Consider the following 1,945-nt stretch of genomic DNA (forward strand, 5'->3'; position numbering starts at 1 on the left):
TCAGCGTAGAGTTATCGGATTCATTGCTGCCCGTTTGCTCTCTCGCTTTCGCGTTGTTGGCTAAGGCAATCGCCGCTTTGGTGGTTTCGGTTTGTTGGCCGGCCATCGATTTGATCGAATCAATGGCGTGTTGACTGACTTCGGATTGCTCTTCTAAGACCGACGAACCAAAACCGAACGCTTCGTCGACGGTGTTATCCACCACGCGCAGCGAATCCCCGACCACCGATTGATTGACTCTTAACGCTTGGGTACCCAAATCAAACGCTTCTTCGGCGGTACGTCCCGCAATGGCCATCGCGCCATGATCGGTCATGGTCAAATTAATGTCCGAGTCACTGACGCCCGACAGCATCACACCGGTGTTGTCGCCCCCGACCGCCGCACTGCTGCTGGTGTTTGTGGTCGTCGTGGTGTTGCTTTGACGACTTTTCGAAGAACTTCTTCCACCCATATCCGCTAACCTTATTTGTAAAACCCGTTCATCGCCGTGGCGTTCAATTTCCTGAACCGGTAATTTCAATCGTCTTGCCATGAATCGCTCGGCACCTGCACGATAAAAATGCGCTCGCACTGAATCAAAGCCATGCTGTTTCGCATGCTCGACGGCGGCCAATGTGCCGGAGGACATATCACCCGCTAACGCCACCACAACCAGCTCTCTGGTGTTGTTTTTCAGCCACTCACCACGCAATAACATGACAGTGTCACTTATTTGATACGTTGCCTCTAAGCCTTGTGCGACCTTGATTTGTGCGTGTTCGTAATACTCTCTCAGTGCCGGCTTCAACCGTTGATGGACGTGCGCCCACTTTGCTGGCTGTAAGCTACCGTTTGGACAAAGCATACAAGGCAAACAGCGCCATCAGCACAATGAACCACCACGGCATACCGCGTTGCTCACCGAGGCTGATGTGCCCGCCTTCAAACCCACTGTTGTTGGTGGTGTTGCCCGAGGTACCAGACGTAGCCGGTCCTGCTGTGCCCCCTTGAAGGCCACCGCCACCGGTTAATGATGTCAATGATCCGAGCATCAGCTCCCTCCTTTGAGCCACATCAGTGACGCGACAAGCACCACCACAAGCAACACTTTATTGAGTCCTTTGCCAGCGCTCAGCCCAAACAGGCTGCCGACCCCAAATCCACCCAATACCCAAAACAGTAACGGCATCACCGTCTCCTTATTTTCGAAACGCCAGCGCGGCCAATATCAAGACCAGCACCACACCAACCCCGCCACCGACATACAACAGTGTGTTGTCTTTAATTGGCTGAGCATGCGGTGTGGTCACCGTGTTGCCCTTGTCATCCACCCGAGGGTGATTGGGTTGCTGCGTTTTGTCTGGATTGGCTGATTGGTCGTTGGTTGGAAACAACCAGTCTGCGTTTTCCCCGACCGAATCCAACGCACCCGCGCCAAACTCCAATAGATCATCAAAAAAAGCGTTCATTGGCGCTCCTTAGGCCGCGCCGCTCTGCAACATTTCCGGTCGCGTCACTTTCACCGACTCCACCAAGATCGGGATTGAACCTGGGACATCGGTGGTGGTCACAGAAAACTTCAGATTAGAGCTGTGCTGCGTTGGAAACAGTTCATCAATGGAGAACCCACGAACGATCGGGTCGAAATGAAAATACCCCGACTGCGGCGTGCGCTCATTGCGTTTCGCATTGGCTTCAGAAATGAAGGTGTTGGCTTCGTACTCTTTGACAAAGTCGCGCTCAATTTCCAATTTGCTGATCTTATCGTGCATGAAATGCATGCGACGAATGCTGATGAGCGGACTCGTCACCAAGTTGGTGAACTCGTTCTCGCCCTGTGCATTGGCTGGCATGGTTTCGCGTTTGATCATCGGCACCAAGACACGCATCGCTTGAGAGTTGCTCACCCACGCATGCACTTGGATAGACAGTGGCGTCGCGTTGGCCGCCTTGCCTTTGAATT

Annotated in this window: 3 protein-coding genes and 1 pseudogene; all 4 read right to left on the minus strand. The window is 53.2% G+C overall.

The window, feature by feature from the left end; all coding sequences use genetic code 11:
- Positions 1 to 700 (minus strand): hypothetical protein (locus tag L3V36_RS23760; protein ID WP_237296731.1); only part of this gene is annotated, 700 nt, incomplete at its 3' end.
- Positions 701 to 827: 127 nt separating this feature from the next.
- Positions 828 to 1,034 (minus strand): hypothetical protein, encoded by a 207-nt coding sequence (locus L3V36_RS23765; protein WP_017082233.1) that lies wholly within the window; start codon positions 1,032 to 1,034, stop codon positions 828 to 830.
- A gap of 147 nt (positions 1,035 to 1,181) precedes the next feature.
- Entirely contained in the window at positions 1,182 to 1,451 is a 270-nt protein-coding gene (locus L3V36_RS23770) for a hypothetical protein (protein ID WP_017082231.1), read from the minus strand.
- A 9-nt stretch (positions 1,452 to 1,460) separates the two neighbouring features.
- A pseudogene (locus L3V36_RS23775) lies at positions 1,461 to 1,945 on the minus strand (hypothetical protein); the annotation flags it as partial.

Source organism: Vibrio sp. G-C-1 (assembly GCF_021728015.1).
GTDB lineage: Bacteria > Pseudomonadota > Gammaproteobacteria > Enterobacterales > Vibrionaceae > Vibrio > Vibrio splendidus.